Origin of the sequence: Microbacterium dextranolyticum (assembly GCF_016907295.1) — a bacterium.
In the GTDB taxonomy this organism is placed as follows: Bacteria; Actinomycetota; Actinomycetes; order Actinomycetales; family Microbacteriaceae; genus Microbacterium; species Microbacterium dextranolyticum.
On the sequence record NZ_JAFBBR010000001.1, the window covers coordinates 2,033,751 to 2,055,413 of the forward strand.

The 21,663-nt window shown below is 71.0% G+C and carries 18 protein-coding genes; 6 read left to right on the forward strand and 12 right to left on the reverse strand.

Going from position 1 to position 21,663, the window contains the following annotated elements; all coding sequences use genetic code 11:
* Nucleotides 1-219: 219 nt before the first annotated feature.
* From rsmA to hemE, 9 genes are all read right to left on the reverse strand, one after another.
* Nucleotides 220-1,077, reverse strand: a complete 858-nt coding sequence (gene rsmA, locus JOE64_RS09425; RefSeq protein ID WP_204964012.1) for a 16S rRNA (adenine(1518)-N(6)/adenine(1519)-N(6))-dimethyltransferase RsmA — start codon at nt 1,075-1,077, stop codon at nt 220-222.
* Nucleotides 1,078-1,283: 206 nt separating this feature from the next.
* Nucleotides 1,284-2,591, reverse strand: a complete 1,308-nt coding sequence (hemL, locus tag JOE64_RS09430) for a glutamate-1-semialdehyde 2,1-aminomutase (RefSeq protein ID WP_204964013.1) — start codon at nt 2,589-2,591, stop codon at nt 1,284-1,286.
* Nucleotides 2,588-3,583, reverse strand: coding sequence for a porphobilinogen synthase (gene hemB, locus JOE64_RS09435; RefSeq protein WP_204964014.1), 996 nt, complete (start codon nt 3,581-3,583; stop codon nt 2,588-2,590). The genes hemL and hemB overlap by 4 nt, the downstream gene beginning before the upstream one ends.
* Nucleotides 3,580-4,380 carry a uroporphyrinogen-III synthase gene (locus tag JOE64_RS09440; RefSeq protein ID WP_271202519.1) on the reverse strand — a complete coding sequence of 267 codons (801 nt, stop codon included), beginning with the start codon at nt 4,378-4,380 and terminating at the stop codon, nt 3,580-3,582. The genes hemB and JOE64_RS09440 overlap by 4 nt, the downstream gene beginning before the upstream one ends.
* Complete coding sequence (gene hemC, locus JOE64_RS09445) at nt 4,377-5,381, reverse strand: hydroxymethylbilane synthase (protein WP_271202518.1); 1,005 nt, start codon at nt 5,379-5,381, stop codon at nt 4,377-4,379. The genes JOE64_RS09440 and hemC overlap by 4 nt, the downstream gene beginning before the upstream one ends.
* On the reverse strand, nt 5,378-6,625 hold the full coding sequence (locus JOE64_RS09450; RefSeq protein ID WP_204964016.1) for a ferrochelatase: 1,248 nt from the start codon (nt 6,623-6,625) through the stop codon (nt 5,378-5,380). The genes hemC and JOE64_RS09450 overlap by 4 nt, the downstream gene beginning before the upstream one ends.
* A complete protein-coding gene (gene hemQ, locus JOE64_RS09455) occupies nt 6,625-7,314 on the reverse strand; it encodes a hydrogen peroxide-dependent heme synthase (protein ID WP_204964017.1) in 690 nt (229 codons plus the stop codon). Before hemQ ends, JOE64_RS09450 begins: the two co-directional genes overlap by 1 nt.
* Entirely contained in the window at nt 7,311-8,753 is a 1,443-nt protein-coding gene (locus tag JOE64_RS09460; RefSeq protein WP_271202517.1) for a protoporphyrinogen/coproporphyrinogen oxidase, read from the reverse strand. The genes hemQ and JOE64_RS09460 overlap by 4 nt, the downstream gene beginning before the upstream one ends.
* Nucleotides 8,750-9,817: a uroporphyrinogen decarboxylase gene (gene hemE, locus JOE64_RS09465; RefSeq protein WP_239532121.1), complete on the reverse strand. Its 1,068-nt coding sequence runs from the start codon at nt 9,815-9,817 to the stop codon at nt 8,750-8,752. The genes JOE64_RS09460 and hemE overlap by 4 nt, the downstream gene beginning before the upstream one ends.
* Nucleotides 9,818-9,954: 137 nt before the next feature.
* Between hemE and JOE64_RS09470 the strand changes: the two genes are divergently transcribed.
* The 4 genes from JOE64_RS09470 to JOE64_RS09485 all read left to right on the forward strand — a co-directional run bounded on the left by JOE64_RS09470 (nt 9,955) and on the right by JOE64_RS09485 (nt 14,423).
* Nucleotides 9,955-11,259, forward strand: coding sequence for a glutamyl-tRNA reductase (locus JOE64_RS09470; protein ID WP_204964018.1), 1,305 nt, complete (start codon nt 9,955-9,957; stop codon nt 11,257-11,259).
* On the forward strand, nt 11,256-12,212 hold the full coding sequence (locus JOE64_RS09475) for a LacI family DNA-binding transcriptional regulator (protein ID WP_204964019.1): 957 nt from the start codon (nt 11,256-11,258) through the stop codon (nt 12,210-12,212). The genes JOE64_RS09470 and JOE64_RS09475 overlap by 4 nt, the downstream gene beginning before the upstream one ends.
* Before the next feature lie 800 nt (nt 12,213-13,012).
* Nucleotides 13,013-13,678: an SDR family NAD(P)-dependent oxidoreductase gene (locus JOE64_RS09480; RefSeq protein ID WP_204964020.1), complete on the forward strand. Its 666-nt coding sequence runs from the start codon at nt 13,013-13,015 to the stop codon at nt 13,676-13,678.
* 1 nt (nt 13,679) lies between these two features.
* Complete coding sequence (locus JOE64_RS09485) at nt 13,680-14,423, forward strand: phosphotransferase (RefSeq protein WP_204964021.1); 744 nt, start codon at nt 13,680-13,682, stop codon at nt 14,421-14,423.
* Between the two features lie 201 nt (nt 14,424-14,624).
* Here JOE64_RS09485 and JOE64_RS09490 read toward each other — a convergent pair whose 3' ends face one another.
* The 3 genes from JOE64_RS09490 to JOE64_RS09500 all read right to left on the reverse strand — a co-directional run bounded on the left by JOE64_RS09490 (nt 14,625) and on the right by JOE64_RS09500 (nt 18,479).
* Entirely contained in the window at nt 14,625-15,515 is an 891-nt protein-coding gene (locus JOE64_RS09490; protein WP_204964022.1) for a TatD family hydrolase, read from the reverse strand.
* A gap of 338 nt (nt 15,516-15,853) precedes the next feature.
* The gene (gene metG, locus JOE64_RS09495) at nt 15,854-17,416 is read right to left on the reverse strand and encodes a methionine--tRNA ligase (protein ID WP_204964023.1); all 1,563 of its coding nucleotides are present in this window, start codon (nt 17,414-17,416) and stop codon (nt 15,854-15,856) included.
* A gap of 49 nt (nt 17,417-17,465) precedes the next feature.
* Nucleotides 17,466-18,479 (reverse strand): LacI family DNA-binding transcriptional regulator, encoded by a 1,014-nt coding sequence (locus JOE64_RS09500; RefSeq protein ID WP_204964024.1) that lies wholly within the window; start codon nt 18,477-18,479, stop codon nt 17,466-17,468.
* 203 nt (nt 18,480-18,682) lie between these two features.
* Here JOE64_RS09500 and JOE64_RS09505 point away from each other — a divergent pair, with 203 nt between their 5' ends.
* Both JOE64_RS09505 and JOE64_RS09510 read left to right on the forward strand, forming a co-directional pair.
* Complete coding sequence (locus tag JOE64_RS09505) at nt 18,683-19,930, forward strand: sugar ABC transporter substrate-binding protein (protein WP_204964025.1); 1,248 nt, start codon at nt 18,683-18,685, stop codon at nt 19,928-19,930.
* A 103-nt stretch (nt 19,931-20,033) separates the two neighbouring features.
* Nucleotides 20,034-21,662 carry an ABC transporter permease subunit gene (locus JOE64_RS09510; protein ID WP_204964026.1) on the forward strand — a complete coding sequence of 543 codons (1,629 nt, stop codon included), beginning with the start codon at nt 20,034-20,036 and terminating at the stop codon, nt 21,660-21,662.
* Nucleotide 21,663 lies beyond the last annotated feature (1 nt).

Sequence of the window (21,663 nt, forward strand, 5' to 3'; positions counted from 1 at the left end):
CAGCCTTTCCCAGGCTCACAAATTTTTGCAGACGCGCAATATTACATGACTGCAAGTTTTGTGCCAGCCGAGAGGGGCCGGCACGGACGCGCCCCCGGCGCGCCGGGGCGCGGCGATGTGCGGCGCCCGGCACCCGCGCGCGGGATCGCTGCTCGTCACCTGCCGGCGATCCGTCGGCCAGGCTTCGGCTGTGACGCCCGTGCGTGCGTCACGGACAGATCAGACGGCGCCTCCGGCGTGGATGCGCGCGACGGCGACGAAGTCGTCGATCGTCAGCTGCTCGCCCCGCAGCGTCGGGTCGACACCCGCGCGGGTGAGGAGGTCGCTCGCGGATGCCGCGGAACCGCCGATCACCGGGGCGAGGGCCTGCCGCAGCATCTTGCGGCGCTGCTGGAAGGCGGCGTCGACGATACCGAACGTCGCGCGCCGCAGGTCGTCGTCGCCGCGCGGCTCAGGGTCGCGACGAAAGCCGACGAGCACACTGTCGACGTTCGGGACGGGCCAGAACACCTGGCGCGACACGGTGCCGGCGAGCCGCCACGATCCGTACCAGGCGGCTTTGACGCTCGGGGCGCCGTACACCTTCGATCCGGGCGGGGCGGCGAGCCGCTCCCCCACCTCGGCCTGCACCATGACGACACCGCGCTCGAGCGCGGGAAAGGTCTCCATGAAGTGCAGCAGCACGGGCACGCTGACGTTGTACGGCAGATTCGCGATGAGCACGGTGGGGTCGCCGGGCAGCTCCGTGACGCGGAGCGCATCGGCATCCACGACCGTCAACGCGCCCGCGGGCACGCCGTGCGCGGCGGCGGTGGCCGGCAGACGCTCGGCGAGACGGTGGTCGATCTCGACGGCGGTGACGGAGGCCCCCGTCTCCAGGATCGCCAGGGTCAGCGACCCGAGCCCCGGGCCCACCTCGACGACGCGGTCGGCGGCGGTGACCTCGCCGACGTGCACGATCTTGCGGACCGTGTTGGCGTCGACGACGAAGTTCTGCCCCAGCTTCTTGGTGGGTGTGACGTCGAGGTCGGCAGCGAGCGCGCGGATCTCCGCCGCGCCGAGGAGAGTCACGGGCATGGCATCCACCCTATCCGCCGCCCTTCGCGCTGCCCGCTCCCCTGGGCTCGCGGACTCGATCCGCCGCGGATGCCGGGCGCGCCGCCGTCACGAAGTCCGCAGAATGCCGCGTACTCCGCACGATCTGGGCCCATTCGTGCGGAGTACGTGACATCCTGCGGAGATGGTGCGCCGGAGCCGCAGCGCCGGAGCGGGTGCAGCGCGGCTCAGCCGACGGCCGCGCGCGCCGCAGCGGGCAGCGCGTCGACGATCCGCGCGATCACCTCGTCGTCGTGCGCCGCCGTGACGAACCAGGCCTCGAAGGCCGACGGCGGCAGCGAGACCCCCTGGTCGAGCAGGGCGTGGAAGAACCGGCCGTAGGCATCCGCGTCCTGCCGCTGCGCCGTCGCGTAGTCGGGCACGCCTCCGGCGACCTCGACACCGAAGAACACGCTGAACAAGGTGCCCGCCCGCTGGACGACATGCGGCACGCCGGCCTCATCGAGAGCGTCGTCGACGGCTCGCGAAAGGGTGCCGGATGCCTCGGACAGCCGCGCGTACACGGCGTCGTCCGCGAGTCGCAACGTCGCGAGCCCCGCGGCGACCGCGACGGGGTTCCCGCTCAGCGTTCCGGCCTGGTAGACGGGGCCCACGGGGGCGAGCAGGTCCATGACGTCGGCGCGTCCGCCGACGGCGGCGACGGGGAGGCCGCCGCCGATCACCTTGCCGAACGTGACCAGGTCGGGGACGACGTGCTCCCCCGCCTCGGCGAGCACCTGCGCGTAGCCGCCCGCCGCAGCGCGGAAGCCCGTGAGCACCTCGTCGCTGATGAGCAGCGCGCCGTTGTCCCGGCAGAGGCCCGCGAGGAACGACGTGAATCCGGATACCGGCGCCACGACCCCCATGTTCGCGGCGGCCGCCTCGGTGATGACGGCGGCGATCCGGCCGGGGTGCGCCGCGAAGACCGCCTCGAGCGCGGCACGGTCGTTGTAGGGCACGACGAGGGTCTGCGCGGCGATCGCCGCGGGTACCCCGGCCGACCCGGGCAGCGCGAACGTCGCGAGCCCCGATCCCGCCGCGGCGAGCAGTCCGTCGGAGTGGCCGTGGTAATGGCCGGCGAACTTCACCAGCAGATCGCGCCCGGTCGCACCGCGCGCGAGGCGGATCGCCGTCATGGTCGCCTCGGTGCCCGTCGAGACCAGGCGCGCCTTCTCGACGGCGGGCACCCGTCGGACGATCTCCTCGACGAGCTCGGCCTCGGCGGGGGTCGGCGCGCCGAACGAGAGACCGCGGGCCGCGGCATCCTGCACGGCGGCGACGACCTCAGGGTGGGAATGACCCACCAGCGCGGGCCCCCAGCTGGCGACCAAGTCGATGTAGCGGCGCCCCTCGGCATCGGTGATGTACGCGCCCTCGGCGCTCGTGACGAAGCGGGGTGTGCCGCCGACGGAGCCGTAGGCGCGCACGGGCGAGTCGACGCCCCCGGGGATCACCGCGCGGGCGCGCGCGAAGAGCTCGTCGTTGGTCGTCGTCATGTCAGGCTCCGCCCCTCGTTCAGCCATCCGGCGACCTCGATCGCCCAGTACGTCAGGATCGCTTCGGCACCCGCGCGACGGATGCCGATCAGGCTCTCGCCGATGGCCCGCTCACGGTCGATCACCCCGGCTGCCGCGGCGAGCTCGATCATCGCGTACTCCCCCGACACCTGGTACGCCCAGACCGGCACGCTCGAGACGCCGGCGACATCGGCGAGCACGTCGAGGTAGGGGCCCGCGGGCTTGACCATGACGATGTCGGCACCCTCGTCGATGTCGGCGAGGGCCTCGTTCCGGCCCTCGCGCCCGTTCGCGGCGTCGAGCTGGTACGTGCGCCGGTCGCCCGTCAGGGTGGATTCGACGGCGTCGCGGAACGGTCCGTAGAACGCCGAGGCGTATTTCGCGGAGTAGGCGAGGATCACGACGTCGCTGCGGCCGGCGGCATCCAGCGCGGCGCGGCACGCGGCGACCTGGCCGTCCATCATGCCGGAAAGCCCCAGGATGTCGGCACCGGCATCCGCCTGGGCGAGCGCCATGCGCGCGTAGATCTCGAGCGTCGCATCGTTGTCGACCGAGCCGTCGGCGGCGAGCACACCGCAGTGGCCGTGGTCGGTGAACTCATCGAGGCACAGGTCGGCCTGCACGGTGATCCGCCCCGCGGCGGCCCGCGCCGCCACCGCGATCGCCCGGTTCAGGATGCCCGCGGGGTCGGTCGCTCCCGATCCGACGGCATCGCGCACCTCGGGCACGCCGAACAGCATGATGCCGCCGATGCCCGCCGACACCGCCTGCTCGACGAGGACCGGCACCGCCTCGAGGGGATGCTGGGCGACACCGGGCATGCTCGCGATGGGCTGTGCGGCGTCGATCCCCTCTTTCACGAAGACGGGGAGCACGAGGCGCCGGGGGGTCAGATCGCTCTCGGCGACGAGACGGCGGAGCACCGGGTTCTGGCGCAGCCGGCGGAGCCGGCGCACAGGGTAGGCGGTCATGACGAGCCTTTCGTGTGGGCGAGCGCGGCGCCGTCGAGTTCGGCGAGGAGCGCATCGACGCTCTGGGTGCGGGCGGTATGCGAGACGGTGAACCCGAGGCGCTCGGCGTCGCGCGTGGTGCCCGGTCCGATCGAGGCTACCCGGACGCCGTCTCGGAGCGGCCCGACCTGCCGACGCAGCTCGCGGGCCACGCTGAGCGAGGTGAGCAGCACGACGTCGATGTCTCCGGATGCCAGCTCGCGGGCGACCTCGACCGGAAGGTCGACTCCGACCGTGCGGTAGGCGATGCAGACGTCGACCGCGAAGCCGCGCAGCTGCAGCTCGTCGCTGACGACGGCGCTGGCGAGGTCGGAGCGGACCACGAGGGAGCGTCCGGATCGAGCGGGTGTCCGCCCGGCGCACCACTGGGTCGCGAGCGCTGCGGCAGACGACTCTCCGGCGGGGACGAAGGCGGCCTCGACGCCCAGCGACGCGACGGCTCGCGCAGTGGCGGGGCCGACGGCGGCGATCCGGGTCTCACGCGGCACGTCGACCCCGTGCGAGACGATTTGCTCGATGCTCGCCGCGCTCGTGACGAACAACCACGAGTAATCGCCCGCCGCCAGTGCGGCGAAGGCGCGATCCCGCTCGGCGGCGTCGCGCGGCGGGGCCGAGGCGATGAGCGGGGCGATCACCGGCTCGCCGCCCCGCCGCGCGACCTCGCGCGCGACCCGATCTCCCCACGACCCGCCGCGGGGAATGAGCACGCGCGCGCCGCGCAGCGTGCGCGCGGCGGCAGGGCCTGCGATGCCGCTCACCGGCTGCTCCCGGGGAGATCGGCGAGGTCGGCGGCACCGCCTGCCAGAAGCTCGTCGACGACGTCGGCCGCGGCGGCATCCCGCCCCGCATCGTCGCCGATATCCGTGCGGGCGAGCGCGCGCTCGACCCGCACGCTGCGCACGCCGTCGACGGCGTAGACCTCGGCGAGCAGCACCACGGATCCCGCGGGATCGACGCGCGCCGAGATCCCCACCGGAGCGGCGCATCCGGCTTCGAGGCGGCGGAGCACCGCACGCTCGAGCAGCGCCGTGGCCTCCGTGTCGGCATCCGTCAGCGCAGCGAGTGCCGGCGCGAACGGATCGTCGCTGCGCACCTCGACGGCCAGCGCCCCCTGACCGGCCGAGGTCGGCCAGGCATCCGTCTCGAACGCGTCGTCGATCCGGTCGGGGCGGCCGATGCGCGCCAGGCCGGCCTCGGCCAGCACGACGGCGTCGTACTCGCCCTCGTCGACCTTGCGCAGCCGCGTGTCGACGTTGCCGCGGATGCCGCGGACGACCAGGTCGGGTCGTCGACGCAGCAGCTGGGCGACGCGTCGCGGCGAACCGCTGCCGACCACGGCGCCCTCGGGGAGGTCGTCGAGCGTCAGCCCGCTACCGGCGCCGTCGCGCTCGAGGCGGGCCGGGCGGGCGGTGCACAGGACGTCGCGCATGGATGCCCGCTGCGGCACGGCGCCGATGCACAGGCCGTCGACGGGCCCGGTCGGTAGATCCTTCATGGAGTGCACGACGATGTCGCAGTCTCCGCGCAGCAGCGCATCGCGCAGCGCCGCGACGAACACTCCCGTTCCGCCGAGCTGCGCCAGCGGCCCGGTGAGCACGTCTCCCGCGGTCGTGATCGGCACGAGCTCCACCGTGCGCCCGGTGGCCGCGCGGACCGCCTCGGCGACCGTGCCCGACTGCGTCGTCGCGAGCAGGCTCGCGCGCGTGCCGAGGCGCACCGGCGGGTGGATGCCTCGTGCGTCGGCGACGGCACCGGTCACGGAGCCACTCCCGCCAGCGCCGGCTGGAATCCGAGGCGCTTGTTCTCGCAGCATCCCGGGCGGCATACGTCGTACCAGGGGCCGAGCGCGGTCTCGTGCGGACGGTCGGCAGGATCCGTGCCCTCGATCCGCTCGACGACCAGGTCGACGAGACCGGTCACGTACGCGGGATGGGTGCCGGGGGTGGGCGTACGGACAGCCGTGAGGCCGAGCTCCTGCGCCGTCTCCATCGCCTCGGTGTCGAGGTCCCACAGCACTTCCATGTGGTCGCTGACGAACCCGAGCGGCACGATGAGCACGGCGCTCCGACCGCGGGCGGGCAGCTCTGCCATCGCGTCGTTGATGTCGGGCTCGAGCCACGGCACCTGCGGGGGGCCGGAGCGGCTCTGGTAGACGAGCTGCCAGGCGCAGTCGGTGCCCAGGCGCGCCACGATCGCCTCGGCGACCGCGGTGTGCTGCGCCACGTACGCGCCTCCGGTTCCGAGCTCACGCTCGGGAGGCCCGGAGCGGTCGGCGTCGCTGTTCGGGATCGAGTGCGTCGAGAAGAGGATCTCGATCTCGTCGTCGGAGAAGCCGTCGGCGTGCAGCGCGTCGAGCCCTGCTGCAACCCCCTCGGCGAACGGCGTGACGAAGCCCGGGTGGTCGAAGAACTGCCGCACCTTGTCGATCTCGACGAGACCCGACAGGCCCGTCGCCTCGACGGCGTCGGCCAGGTCTTCGCGGTACTGCCGGCACGAGGAGTACGAGCTGTAGGCGCTCGTCGCGATGGCGAGCAGGCGCGTGCGCCCGGCGTCGTGCGCGGCCTGCAGAGCATCGGCGACGTAGGGCATCCAGTTGCGGTTGCCCCAGTAGACGGGAAGGTCGATGCCGCGCGCGGCGAGCTCGACGTCGAGCGCCGCCTTCAGCTCGCGGTTGTGCTCGTTGATCGGCGAGACGCCCCCGAAGTGGCGGTAGTGGTGGGCGACCTCTTCGAGACGCTCATCGGGGATTCCGCGTCCGGCGGTGACGTTGCGCAGGAACGGGATCACGTCCTCCTGCCCCTCCGGGCCGCCGAAGCCCAGCAGCAGGATGCCGTCGTACGGCGTCGGCTGCGAGACGTGCGCGGGCCCCGGCGCTGCGGCCGCGGTCGCAGCGGGCACACGGCATCCGTCGCCGTCGATCGACGTGCACGCGGGCGCGGCGCTCGCGCGCGGCGGCTTCGGACGGAACCCGTCGCCGGTGGATGCCAGGCGGTCGGCGGCCATCAGTCCAGCACCTCGGCGAGTTCGGCGATCTCGAGTCGACGCCCCGTGTAGAAAGGCACCTCTTCGCGCACGTGGCGGCGGGCATCCGTCGCGCGGAGATCGCGCATCATGTCGACGAGGTGGATGGGGTCGTCGCTCTCCAAGGGCAGCAGCCACTCGTAGTCGCTCAGGCCGAAGGTCGAGACGGTGTTGGCGAGCACCTCGCGGAAAGCCGCGCCCTTGCGCCCGTGCTCGGAGAGCATCGCGGAGCGCTCCTCGTCGGGCAGCAGGTACCACTCGTAGCTGCGGACGAAAGGGTACAGACACAGCCAGCCGCGGGCGTGCTCGCCGCGGAGGTATCCGGGGACGTGGCGCTTGTTGAACTCCGCCTCACGGTGCACACCCATGACGCTCCACACGTTGTCGAACTCTGCAAGCGCGTCCGTGCGGCGGAGGGCGCGCAGCGCGCGCTGGAGCGTGGCGGGGTCTTCGGTCGATCCGGGGAGCGTGTGCAGCCACACCATCAGGTCGGCCTCGGCGCGCATGCCGGTGACGTCGTAGAGACCGCGGAGGGTGACGCCGTCGGCCTCGAACGAGGCGACGACGCTCTCGAGATCGGCGAGGGCGGCGGCGTCGGGGGCGGTCCCGCGGGGGCGCGGGCCGGCGAGCACGGCGAACAGGGTGTAGCCGAGAGGGATGGATTCGGTCATGCGAGGCTCCTCGTGGGTGCGGCGGACGGGGTGGGTTCGGGGGCGTCGGACGACGCGAGAAGAGCGGCGGCGAGGGCGCGCGCATGCGGGATGACCGAGGCGAGGCCGGTACCGGCGGCGGTGGCACCGGCCAGATGCAGGCCGCGCTCGGCGGCGACGCGGCCGAGGGTCTCGGTGCGACCGGATGCCACGGCATCCGACCATTCCTGGACGACGAGGTCGACGACGTCGCCGCCGCGGATGTCGAGGCCGGTCAGGAGCGACAGAGCGCGCGCGACGTCGTCGGCCGTATCGAGTCCGGCGGCGGCGCTGTCGCGGGCGGAGAGCCGGACGAGGTGCCGGCCGGAGGGCGTCGCGGCGTCGGCCCAGTCCCACTTCGCGTTCACGTGCGTGAGCGCTTTGGCGGCGGACGCGAGGGCGGGGTCGACGATCACTCCGGAGCCGACGGGGAACGCATCCAGGCCGGCGTGGTCGACGGCCGCCGCGACGACGCGCACGGGCGCGGGGCAGGGGTCCGCGCGGCGGGCGGCGTCGCCGTGGGCTGCGGACCCGATGCCGGTGTCGGCACCGAGCAGCCTCGCGGCGACGGCGGGGCCCGTCGCGACGACGACGTCGGGCGCCGTGAACGATCCGGCCGACGTGTGCACGACGACGCGCTCCCCCGTGCCCGTCACCGCGTCGACGACCACGCCGGTGCGGATGGCGGCGCCGTGTGCGCGGGCCGCGGAGGCGAGGGCGGCGGGCAGACGCCACATGCCGCCGGAGATTCCGCCGACGGCGGCGCCGGCGCGGGCGGTCTGGGCGACCTCGGAGGCGGCGGCCGTGAGCGAACCGTGCGCCTGGACGGCTCGCCACATCGCGGGGTTGAGTGCGGAGAGCCGCAGCTCGGCGGCCGGTCGCGAGTAGACGCTCCGGCAGAGGGTGTCGACGAGACGCTCCGCGACGCGGGGGCCGCACCGCTCGGCGACGAGATCGAACAGCGACGGCTCGGCGTCCAGCTCCGCGCGCGTCAGCGCGGGAAGATCGATCTCCGTCGCGGCGCGCGCGGCGGCATCCGTCCCGATCAGGGCGACGACGTCGGGCGCGAGCGGATCGGCGGGGATGCCGAGGACCGTCCGCCGCGGCAGCGGCGCGCGGACGGCTCCGTCCCCACGCGACGGGGCGGCCAGGGCGAGATGCGCCCCGCCCCCACGGGGCGACACGACGTCGAGGTCGAGCGCGGCATCCGCGATGAGGGAGGCGACCGCGTCGGTACGGGTCGCGAACGATTCGGCGCCGAGGTCGAGGTCGATCCCGGCGAGACGGCCGCGCCGCAGCAGTCCGCCGGGCTCGTCGGCCGCCTCGAGCGCCACGACACGGCGTCCGCCCCGCGCGAGGTCGTGCGCGAGGGTCAGGCCGGCGATGCCCGCGCCGACGATGAGGACGTCGGCGTCGGTCACGGCCTGCGCCAGTCGTGCACGGTGCGCACGAGGTCGGTGAGGACGGCAGGGTCGGTGTCCTTCGGCACACCGTGGCCGAGGTTGAACACATGGGCGCGGGCCGCGAGCCCGGCCGTGAGCGTCTCGTGCACGGCGGCGCGCCGGGCCTCTTCGGGCGCGAACAGCAGCGCGGGGTCGAGGTTCCCCTGCAGGGTGAGGTTCGCGCCGACCCGAGCGGCGGCGACGTCGAGCGGGATGCGGTAGTCGACACCGAGGGCGTCGATGCCGATGGATGCCATGTCGGCGAGGATCTCGCCGGTTCCCACCCCGAAGTGGATGATCGGCACACCGTCGGGAACGTCGGGCAGAGCCAGCGACCGCACGGGTTCGAGGGCTGCGGCGGAGGCCGGCAGCACGGCACGGCGATAGTCGGCGGGAGCGAGCGCGCCCGCCCACGAGTCGAACAACTGCGCCGCGCTCGCACCCGCGCGCACCTGAAGGGCGAGGAAGCGGCCGGTCACCGCGGCGAGCCACTGGGTGAGGTCGTGCCAGGCGGCGGGGTCGGCGTGGATGAGGCCACGGGCTCCGAGGTGGTCCTTCGACGGGCCGCCTTCGACGACGTACGCGGCCAGGGTGAACGGCGCGCCCGCGAATCCGATGAGAGGGATCGGCTCACCGCGCTCGTCCGAGACCTCGGCGAGCATCTCGGTCGTACGGACGACGGCCTCGGCGATCGCGTCGCCGCGCTCGAGCACGAGATCGGGGTCGATCTCGACGAGCCGCGCGATCTGCGCGGCGGTCTGGACCGGTTCCGCGAAGACGGGACCGCGTCCTGCCGCGATCTCCACATCGAGGCCGATCAGCTTCAGCGGCACCACGATGTCGCTGAAGAACACCGCGGCATCCACACCGTGCCGGCGCACCGGCTGGAGGGTGATCTCGCTCGCGAGGGCGGGATCGAGACAGGCCTCGAGCATGGTGCCGCGGCTGCGCAGCGCCCGGTACTCGGGAAGGGAACGGCCCGCCTGGCGCATGAACCACACCGGGGTGACATCGGGGCGTTCGCCGCGCAGGGCGCGCACCAGACGAGAGGAGGCGGTGTCATGCAGGGCGAGCGGGTGCGAAGCGGGCAACGGGAGCCTTCGAGTGGGCGCGACGACGCGCGCGGACGGAGCGGGGTTAATCGTTATACTACTCACGATCCGAATCGAGGTTTTCCGCCGTGCTCGTCTGTCTGACCGCGCATCAGCGCACCACGCCGCTCGAGGATCTCGAACAGCTCTCGGTCCTCGGCGACCGCGCCGCCGCCGAACTCGCCCGCGCCCACGAAGCGATCCGCGGCGCCGTCGTGCTCGCCACGTGCAACCGGTTCGAGGCCTATTTCGACGTCGCCGACGCCCCCGATGCCTCGCCCATCCCGGCGATGGACGCAGCGATGGAACGGATCTCCGGTCTCACCGCGCTCCCCTTCCGACGCCTGCGCGACACGGTGGACTTCGCGCACGGCAACGGCGTCGCCCAGCATCTCTTCTCGGTCGCCGCCGGCCTCGACTCGGTCGCCGTCGGCGAGGACGAGATCTCCGGCCAGGTGGGCCGCGCGCTCGAGGCCGCGCGCCGCGACGGAGCCACGACCGCACCGCTCGAGCACCTGTTCCAGCGCGCGACGGAGACCTCCCGCGCCGTGAAGAACTCCACCCGCCTGGGCGAGTCCGGGCGTTCGCTCGTGCGTCTCGCCGTCGAGCTGGCCGGATCGCGCGTCGGCGCGTGGGAGGACGCGCGGGTCCTCCTCGTCGGCACGGGGCGGTACGCGGCGGCATCCCTCGCCGCGCTCCGTGCGGTGGGCGCAACGGATGTCCGTGTGCACTCCCCGTCCGGGCGCAACCGGTTCGCAGAGCGCGAGAACCTCGTCCTGGTCACCGGCGACCGCTTCGCCCACGAGGCGGCCGAGGCCGACGTGATCGTCACGTGCACGACGACGACGGCCGATGCGTTCGTCCTCACCGCCGAGGGGCACCGTGCGGCACGCGCCTCAGCCGGCACCGCGCAGCGCGAGCAGCTCGTGATCGATCTCGGAATGCCGCGCAACGTCGACTCGGGGCTGCGCTCCCTCGACGGCGTCGAGGTGCTCGATCTCGACACGATCCGCGTGCACGCGCCGATCGACGAGTTCGCGACGATCGACGAGGCCCGCCTCATCGTGCAGACCGCCGCCCAGCGGCACGCGACGGCGCGGCGGGTGCACGAGGTCGCACCCGCGGTCGTCGACATGCGCGCCTACGTGCACGACGTCCTCGGGGCCGAGATCGCCCGCGCCCGCTCCCGCGGGGCCGGAGAGGACACCGAAGCGGCGCTCCGGCACTTCTCGGGCGCCCTGCTGCACGGGCTCATCGCGCAGGGGCACGCCCTGGCATCCGCCGGCGACGGCACGGCGTGGCGCGATGCCGTCGCGACCGTCTTCCCCGATGCGACGCGCCAGTCTTCGGCACGGATCGAGCGCCCCCGAGACCCCGGGCGCGACCTCGGATGAGCCGGGTCACGCTGCGCGATGTGGCCGAGCGCGCCGGCGTGTCGACGGCGGCGACGAGCCAGGCGCTCAACGATCGCGGCAGCATGCGACCCGAGACGCGCGAACGCATCAAGGCGATCGCGGCGGAGCTCGGCTACTCCCCCAACAAGCACGCCGCGGCGCTGCGGAGCGGCCGGGCGATGTCGATCGGCTTCGTCATGGCGGCCACCTCACTGCAGGACGGACGGCGGGCACTCCAGCGCGCGCGGCAGCTGGACGCGCTCGTCGGCGCCGGTGCGGTACGCGGCTTCACCGTGACGGTGCTGCCCGATTCGCGACCCGACCTGCTCGCCGGCGCCGAGATCGACGCCCTGTTCTTCCCCGATCCGGCCGATGATCGCGCGATCCTGCGCGAGGCCGTCGCCGCGGGCATCCCGGTGGCGGCGAACGACCTGAGCGTGCCCGACGGCCTCACGATTCGCACCGGCTACCCCACCGCGGTGCGGCTCGGGCTCGCGCACCTCGAGCAGACCGGCGCCGAGCGGATCGGCTTTCTCGTGGACGAGAGCGCCGTGCCGCGCGACCAGCTGGGCGAGAGTGCATACCTGGCGTGGAGCGCCGTGCGGGGGCGCACGCCCATCGTCGCCCGCGTCGACGCGGGCCGCCGACGCCTGATGAGCTCTCTGCACACTCTGCTCGACGCCGGAGTGGACGCGGTGTTCGCGTTCTGCGAGGAGGGCCCGGAGATCTACCTGCATCTCGAGGAGATCGGCATACTCATGCCGCGCGACGTGCAGCTGATCGCCCTGTGCACGGGCGACTGCTCGCTCGGCGAACGCCTCGGCATCACTCAGGTGTGCCTCTACCCCGATCGCGCCGCCGACGCCCTGTTCGCCGCGATCGACGAGGGCACCGTCACCCCGGCATCCGTTGAACTGCCCATCGACCTGATGCGCGGCGCGACCACCCGCTGACCCCGCCGAGCGGCGCTGTGTCGGGGACCATGCGGGGTCTGTCCCAGTTTCGGCAGGGCATGTCCCACTTTCGGCGCGGCATGTCCCACAAACTGTCGCTTCGCCAGGTGCAGAACGACAGATAGTGGGACATGGATGCCTGGCCGCCCCGATCCAGCGCGGCGGCGGCATCCCACTGACGCAGATTCCGCGCGGGCGACCCGCCTTCGGCCGCCCATGGCGCATATGCCGCTTTCCGCGACGCACCCGGCATGTTCCGCTTTCGGCAGGGCATGTCCCACTTTCGGCAGGGCATGTCCCACTTTCGGCGGAGCATGTCCCAAAAACTGTCGCTTTGCCGACCGGAGAACGACAGATAGTGGGACACGGATGCTGCGGCGAGATCACCCCGGCCCGCCCTGCCTTTTCGCGCGCTCGGCGAGAAACCACCGCAGGCTCGGGAAACCACATCAGAGCTGATTTCTCGTGACCAGACTGGTTTCTCACCCGCCAGAGCTGATTTCCCGTGACCAAACTGATTTTTCGCCCCCTGGGGAAGGGTCCACGCTCGCCCGAACAGGTTCGTCACCCACCAGAACATGCCCTCGAGGCCAGCCCGGTCGCCCGCCTCCGGCACGGCTCGGCTCAGCTCGGCTCAGCTCGGCACGGCTCGGCACGGCTCGGCTCAGCTCGGCTCGGCTCAGCTCGGCTCGGCTCGGCTCGGCTCGGCGGAGCGTGCCCTGGGCCGAGCCCGACGAGCCCGACAAGCCCGATAAGAACGACGAGCCCGAACGGATGCCATGCCTCGCTAACCTGGGACGATGCCCCTCGTTCTCGTGACCGGTGCCGCGCGCGCCGACAGCATCGCTGCAGGCGTCGTGCCGCGACTGCGCGACGACGGCTGGGACGTCGTCACCAGCGATCTGGACACGGGCGACTATCCGTGCGATCTCGCCGATCCGGATGCGCCGACCGCGCTGATCGAGCGGGTCGTCGACGAACGCGGACCCCTGTCGGGCCTCGTCCTGAGCCACGCGCACTGCGTCGAATCGGGGATCCTCGACACCAGCGCGGCGAGTTTCGACCGCCATGTCGCCGTGAACGCTCGCGCGACGCTGCTGATGATCGCGGCCTTCGCTCGGCACGCGGATGCCGGCGGAGGGGCGATCGTCGCCTACACGAGCGATCACACGACCGGCAACCTGCCCTACGGCGCATCCAAGGGTGCCCTCGATCGGATCGTGATCTCCGCCGCGCGCGAGCTCGGCCCCCGGTCGATCTCCGCGAACGTGGTCAATCCGGGCCCCATCGACACGGGATGGATGGATGCCGCGACACGCGCGGCGCTCACCGCGCAGCATCCGCTCGGCCGCGCTGGCACGCCGCGCGATATCGCCGCGATCACCGCATTCCTCCTCTCGCCCGACGGACGATGGATCAGCGGACAGCTGCTGCACGCCGACGGCGGATTCTCCGCGCGGTTCTGAGATGCCCGACGAAGAACTCCTGAGCGGAGGCAATGTCGCGCCCGCCGTCGTGAGGATCGGACGGACGGTGCGAAAGCCCTGGACTGCGTCGACCGCGAGCGTGAGCCACTTCGTGGCGTTCCTCCGCTCCGCCGGCGTCGACGCGCCCGCCGCACACGGACGGGACGAGCAGGGACGTCACGTCCAGGAGTACGTCCCCGGCAGGCTCGCGATCGACGCGGCACCCCTGACCCACGATCAGTTGCGCCGCGTCGGTGCGATGGTGCGTGGCATCCACGATGCGAGTGCTCATTACGTCGCCCCGCCGGATGCCGTGTGGGACAGCGCGATCCCCGCGCCCGGAGCCGAGTTCGTCTGCCACAACGATCTGGCCCCCTGGAACCTCATCCTCGGCGATCGCTGGGTGTTCATCGATTGGGATGCCGCCGCGCCGAGCACTCGGCTGTGGGATCTCGCCTATGCCGCGCAGACGTTCACCCTGAACGATCCCGGGCGCGAGCCTGCCGGCGCAGCGGAAGACCTGGCCGCCTTCATCGACGGGTACGGAGCCGAGGACGCTCTGCGCCGCCGCCTGCCAGGGGTGCTCGCTCGACGCACGGCGGCGATGTACGAACTGCTCCGCTCTTCCCGTGAGCACGGCACAGAACCCTGGGCGTCGATGTACTCGGCGGGCCACGGGGAGCACTGGCGTGCGGCGGCCGCGTACGTCGCGGCGCACAGCGCGATCTGGGCCGCCGCCTTATAGGGCGACTCCCCGGGCACCGTGCGCACCGCGCTCACCTGGCTCACGCCGAGAAACCACAACAGGCTCGAAAAACCGTGTCAGGCGTGGTTTCTCGCCACGGATATGGTTTCTCGTGCAGCTGGGGCGGCTGCCTGGGTCACGCGCCGAGCCGCAGGCTCGCCCACCCCACCGCAGACGCGCCCCGCGCCCCGGCCCCGCCGATCAGTCGTCGAACGATCCGTAGACCTCGAGCGTGTTGGCAGCGAGCTGAGCGCAGAGTTCGTCGAGCGGCATCCCCAGCTCGTCGGCCATGAACCGCACCGTCACGGGCACCAGGTACGGCGCGTTCGGGCGGCCGCGCAGCGGCGTCGGGGTGAGGAACGGGGCATCCGTTTCGACAAGGATCCGCTCACGCGGCGCCACGGCCAGCGCATCGCGCAGGTTTTGGGCGTTCTTGAACGTGACGTTGCCCGCGAAGCTCAGCCAGTAGCCGCGCGCCGCGGCGATCCGCGCCATGTCGGCGTCGCCCGAGAAGCAGTGGAACACCGTCTTTTCGGGCGCGCCCACACGGCGGAGTGTCTCGAGAACCGCGTCGTGCGCGTCGCGGTCGTGGATCTGCATCGCGATCCCGTGCTTCTTCGCGAGCGCGATATGGGCTTCGAAGCTCTCGAACTGCGCGGGGCGCCCGTCCTCGGCCGTGCGGAAGAAGTCGAGTCCGGTCTCGCCGATCGCCCGCACCCGCGGCTGCGCGGCGAGTTCATCGATCACGGCGATCGCCTCATCGAGCCGACCCTCGGCGGCGTACGCAGGCGCCTCGTTGGGGTGGATCGCGACGGCGGCGAGCACGCGCCGGTGGGATGCCGCGGCCCATGCCGCCCAGCGACTCGACTCGATGTCACCGCTGGCCTGCACGACGCCGACGACGCCGACGGATGCCGCACGCTCGAGGTGCTCGTCGAGGGGCAGCCCCTCACCGTCCTCGATCTCGAGGTGGCAGTGGTTGTCGTAGACCGACACGGGGAGCGGATCGGGCAGCGGCGGGTACGACACGTCGCGCGAGCCCTTCTCGCGCACCCGCACGTAGCTCGACGGGTCCGAGGACGGTTCGGTCATGGTGTGCTCCTCTGACTGTGTTCGTCGTGGATGCCTCGTTCCGGCATCCGTCGCGTGCTCGTACTCTCTCGCGGTACCACTGCCCCGCCCCCTCCGAGCATGTCCCACTTTCTGCTGCTCACAGCACCGGGAAGCAACACTTTTCGGGACATGCCCCGCCGAAAGTGGGACACGGCCCGCCGAAAGTGGGACACCCCCGCCGACACTCCGGCCACGCCCCGCCGAGAGCGGCATACCCCCGCCGACACCCCAGTCACGCCCCGCCGACAGCGAGACACCCGCCGCCGCAGGCGAGACACCCCCCGCCGACAGCGGGACAGGCCACGCGGAAGAGAAACCTACTGCTCGATGCGCGGGAAGAGCGGCGCGAGGCCGTTCACCGAGGTGCCGGGCGCGAGCTGGCCCCAGCGGCCGGCGTCGCGGAGCGGCTGGTCCTGCAGTCGGCCCGGGTGCCCCAGTGCGGCCCAGAGCTTCTCGGTCGAGGCGGGCATGACGGGGCTCAGCAGCACCGCGAGAGCGCGCAGACCCTCGGCGGTCGTGTAGAGCACCGTGTTCAGGCGTGCGCGCTGAGCGTCATCTTTCGCGAGCACCCAGGGCGCGTTCTCGGTGATGTAGCCGTTGAGCGCGTCGACGATGGTCCAGATCGCGGCGATCGCCTCGTCGGGGCGGAAGCGCTCCATCGCCGCATCGGCGTTCGCCGCGGCATCCGCCACGATCCGCTGGATCTCCAGGTCGCCGTCGGTGTAGTCGGATGCCGGGGGCACGATGCCCTCGACGTATTTCTCGATCATCGCGGTCGTCCGCGACGCGAGGTTGCCGAAGCCGTTGGCGAGTTCGGCCTGGTAGCGGGCCGACAGGTCTTCCCACGAGAACGAACCGTCCTGACCGAAGGCGATCGCCGACAAGAAATAGAACCGGTAGGCATCCGACCCGAACACATCGGTGATCTCGGTGGGGGCGATGCCGGTGAGCTTCGACTTCGACATCTTCTCGCCACCGACCAGCAGCCAGCCATGGGCGAACACGCCTCGGGGCACATCGAGCCCCGCCGCCATCAGCATCGCGGGCCAGATCACCGCGTGGAAGCGCAGGATGTCCTTGCCGACCACGTGATACGCCGGCCAGCGGCGCTCGAACTGCTCGGGGTCGGTGCCGTATCCGACGGCGGTCGCGTAGTTGAGCAGCGCGTCGACCCACACGTAGATGACGTGCGACGGGTCCCACGGCACCGTGATGCCCCAGTCGAACGCCGACCGCGAGATCGACAGGTCCTTCAGCCCCGACCGCACGAACGAGACGACTTCGTTGCGCGCCGACTCGGGGCGCACGAAGTCGGGCTCGGTCTTGTAGAGCTCGAGCAGACGGTCCTGGAACTCGCTCAGCTTGAAGAAGTAGTTCTTCTCTTGCAGCAGTTCCAGCGGCTTCGAGTGGATCGCGCAGACCTTGAGCCCCTCGAAGGCCCCCGTGCCGTCGACGATCTCGGCCTCGGGCTTGAACTCCTCACAGCCGACGCAGTACAGCGCCTCGTACTCGCCCGCGTAGATGTAGCCGCGGTCGTAGAGCGCCTTCACGAACTCCTGCACGCGCTCCTCGTGGCGCGGCTGGGTGGTGCGGATGAAGTCGTCGTTGGCGACGTCGAGGGTCCGAAGCAGCGGGAACCACGACTCGGTGACGAGCTTGTCGACCCACTCCTGCGGGGTCACGCCGTTGGCCGCGGCGGCGCGCAGCATCTTCTGACCGTGCTCGTCGGTGCCGGTGAGCATCCAGGTGTCGTCGCCTGCCTGCCGGTGCCAGCGCGCGAGGGTGTCGACGGCGACCGTCGTGTACCCGTGGCCGATGTGGGGAAGATCCGACGGGTAGTAGATCGGCGTCGTGATGTAGAAGGACTGACCGGTGCTCACCCGAAGATTCTAGTTGGGGCTCCGGAACTCGATCGGCGTGTGACGGCGCTCAAGCGCTCTCGCGCACGACGAGGCTCGTCGGCAGCACGACGGGCTCGCGGGGTGTGCCGTTGATGATGTCGAGCACCATGTCGACCATCGTCGAGCTGATCTGCGACCAGGGCTGGCGCACCGTGGTGAGCGGAGGGCGGTGGGTCTCGGCGAGCCCCGAGTCGTCGAAGCCCGCGACGGCGACGTCCTCGGGCACGCGGCGCCCGGCACGGCGAAGGGCCTCGATCGCGCCGACGGCCATCACGTCGCTCGCCGCGAAGACCGCGTCGATGTCGGGTGCGCGTTCGAGCAGGCGCTCCATCGCGGCGTCGCCGCTCGCCGCCTCGTAGCTGCCTGTTTCGACGAGCTCCGGGTCGAAACGATCGCCGAGCTCCTCTCGGAACCCTTCCAGACGCAGACGTCCGCCCGGCGTGTCGAGGGGTCCGGTGATGAGCGCGATCCGGCGGTGTCCACGCTCGATGAGATGACTCGTCATCGTCCGCGCCGCCTCGATCTCGTCGATGGCGACGTGCGGCACGACGACATCGCCCTGCTGGGGAATCCCCGAGCACACGGTCGGAACACCGGTGGCGACGAGCGTGGCAAGGAGCGAGTCGGATGCGTGCGACGACACCAGCAGCACACCGTCGACGTGTCCCGCGCTCACGTACCGCTCGACGCTGAGCTGCTCCTGCGCGGTGTCGGCGATGAGCAGCACGAGCGTCATCGACCGCTCGGCGAGCGCCGCCGTCGCGCCGCGGAGAAGGAGCGCGAACGTCGGGTCGGAGAAGAGGAGTTGCTGCGACTCGGTCAACAAGAACGCGAGCGAGTTCGATTTGCCCGTCGCGAGGGTGCGTGCCGCGTGGTTGGCGGTGTACCCCGTGGTGCGGATCGCCTCTTCGACGGCGGCGCGCGCTTCGGGAGAAACCCAGTGCCCGCCGTTGATGACCCGAGAGACCGTGCCGTGCGACACGCCCGCGACCGCCGCCACGTCGCGGATCGTGGGTTTTCTCGCACTGCCGATCGAGCTCACGACAGCCGACTATACCCTCCGCTACGGTGTGCTATCTTGGTCAGACCACAAAACCTGTGACCGGTCACAGTTCGATAACGAACACCTCACCGACGGGCTCACGGAGCGCACAATGGCACTGCGCGCGTTCAGCGCGGTGACAGCACCAGGCGACGGGGCCGACGCACGATCGGCCTCACGCCGCAATGAAGAGAGGCACACCGATGAAGGTGAAGAAGAAGGGCATGCTCGCCACGGGCATGGTCGTCGCGGCGAGCATCCTCGCCCTGGCGGGCTGCTCGAGCAGCGGGACGACGGCCACGCCGACCGACGACGGCACCGCCGCAAGCGGAACGCTGACCGTCTGGGTCGACGCCGACCGCGCCCGCGCGCTCGAAGACGTCGCGAAGACGTTCGAGCAGGAGAAGGGCGTCAAGGTCAACCTGGTCGTCAAGGACTACGGCAAGATCCGCGACGAGTTCACGGCGCAGGTTCCCACCGGCAAGGGCCCCGACATCACGATCGGCGGCCACGACTGGATCGGCGCGTTCGTCAAGGACGGCATCGTCGCCCCCGTCGAGCTCGGCGACAAGTCCGCCGACTTCGAGAAGGTCGCCGTCGAGGCGGTCACCTACGACGGCAAGACCTATGGACTGCCGTACGCGATCGAGAACATCGCCATCCTCCGCAACACCGCGCTGGCGTCGTCGACCCCGGCCACCTACGACGAGATGATCGCCGCCGGCCGTGCCGCGGGCACCGAGTACCCGTTCGTCGTGGGCCTCGACCCCCAGGCATCCGACCCCTACCACCTCTACCCGTTCCAGACCTCCTTCGGGAGCTCGGTCTTCGCTCGCAACGCCGACGGCTCGTACGACGCGTCGAAGCTGACGATCGGTGACGAGTCCGGCCAGGGCTTCGCCGCGTGGCTCACCGCGCAGGGCGACACCGGCACGAAGGTGCTGAACCTCAACCTGTCGGGCGACCTCGCCAAAGAGGCCTTCAACGCCGGAAAGTCGCCGTACTTCCTGACGGGTCCGTGGAACGTCGCCGACGCTCAGAAGGCCGGCATCGACGTCTCCGTCGACGCCATCCCGAGCGCGGGCGGGCAGACGGCCCAGCCGTTCGCCGGCGTGCAGGCGTTCTTCCTGTCGGCCAAGAGCAACAACGCGCTCATCGCCAACGAGTTCCTCGTGAACTACATCGCGACCGCCGACGTGCAGACGAAGCTGTTCGAGGCGGGGGGGCGTCCGCCCGCGCTGACCGAGTCGTTCAAGGCGGCGCAGTCCGACCCGATCGTCGCCGGTTTCGCGGCCGTCGGCCAGAACGCCGTGCCGATGCCGAGCATCCCCGAGATGGGTTCGGTGTGGGATGACTGGGGCAAGACCGAGGCCGCGCTCATCAAGGGCTCGTCCGACCCGGCCGGTGACTGGGTCAAGATGGCTGATTCCATCCAGGCGAAGCTCGGCTGACCCTGACCGGGGGCGGCGTCCCTTGCGGACGCCGCCCCTCCTCTTGCACTCTTTCCCCAGGCCCGCGGCAGCCCCGCGCCCCCTCATCCGATAGGAGTCGACGATGACCGGCCCCACTCTCTACATCGAGCGCCCCCATATCACTGCTGAAGAGCGCGCCGCCCGACGCAAGCGCAAGCGTGCCGAGGCCTGGGCCGAAGCCGCCGGAGCGGGGTGGAAGGTCTGGCTCGTCAAGATCGTCTGCCTCGGCATCATCGACGCGATGGGGATCTACGCGATCCTCGTCCTCATCGGCAGCGGCTTCCTCGTGCCGCTGCTGATCGCCGCCGCGATCCTCCTCATCAACGTCATCTATCTGAAGCCAGGACTCCTGCCGGCGAAGTACCTCACCCCCGGCCTCGTCTTCCTCTTCGTCTTCCAGATCTTCGTGGTGCTCTTCTGCATCTACATCGCGTTCACCAACTACGGGTCGGGCCACGTCTCGACGAAGGACGACGCCGTCAACGCGCTGCTCATCCAGAACCAGCAGCGCGTCGACGACTCCCCCACCTACCCGCTCTCGATCGTCGAGCAGAACGGCTCCTACTTCTTCCTCGTGACCGATCCCGACGGCGACGCGCTCGTCGGCGGCGCGGATCGGCCGCTCGAGCCGGCTGACGACGCGCAGTTCAGCGGAGACCGGGCCATCTCGCTCCCGGGCTACACCACCCTGAACTTCGCGCAGATCGTCGCCAACCAGTCGGCCATCACCGCGCTGGCCGTCCCGTTCTCCGACGATCCGAACGACGGCACCCTGCAGACCCGCGACGGGTCGGTCGCCTACCAATACACCTCGACCCTCGCCTGGGATGCGACGGCTGGCACCATGACGAACACCGAGACGGGTGTCGTCTACAAAGACAACGGCAACGGCTCGTTCGTGTCGGATGACGGACAGACCCTTGCGACGGGATGGCAGGTGTGGGTCGGCCTCGACAACTTCGTCCGCGCCTTCACCACCGAGTCCATCCGCGGTCCGTTCATCGCGGTGACGATCTGGACGTTCGCTTTCGCGATCCTGTCGGTCGCGACCACTTTCGCCCTCGGCCTCTTCCTCGCGATCGTCTTCAACGACCCCCGCATGAAGAGCAAGAAGTACTACCGCGTGGTGATGATCCTCCCCTACGCGTTCCCCGCATTCCTGTCGGCACTCGTCTGGGCGGGCATGTTCAACCAGGACTTCGGGTTCATCAACCAGACGCTGCTCGGCGGGGCATCCATCCCCTGGCTGCAAGACCCGTTCCTCGCGAAGGTCTCGATCCTCATCGTGAACCTGTGGCTCGGGTACCCGTACATGTTCCTCGTGACCACGGGAGCGATCCAATCGATCCCCGAAGACATCCAAGAGGCGGGCAAGGTCGACGGCGCGGGCGTGTGGCAGATCTTCCGCTACATCAAGTTCCCGCTGTTGCTCGTGGCCGTCGCACCGCTGCTGATCTCGTCGTTCGCGTTCAACTTCAACAACTTCAACCTGATCTACATGCTCACCGGCGGCGGACCCCGCATTCCCGACGCGTCGATCAACGTCGGGCACAGCGACATCTTGATCTCGATGGTCTACAAGGTCGCGTTCGTGGGAGCCGAGCGCGATTACGGTCTGGCGAGCGCCTTCTCGATCATCATCTTCGTGCTGGTCGCCGTCATCTCGTACCTGAGCTTCCGCCAGACCAAGGTCCTCGAGGAGTTGAACTGAC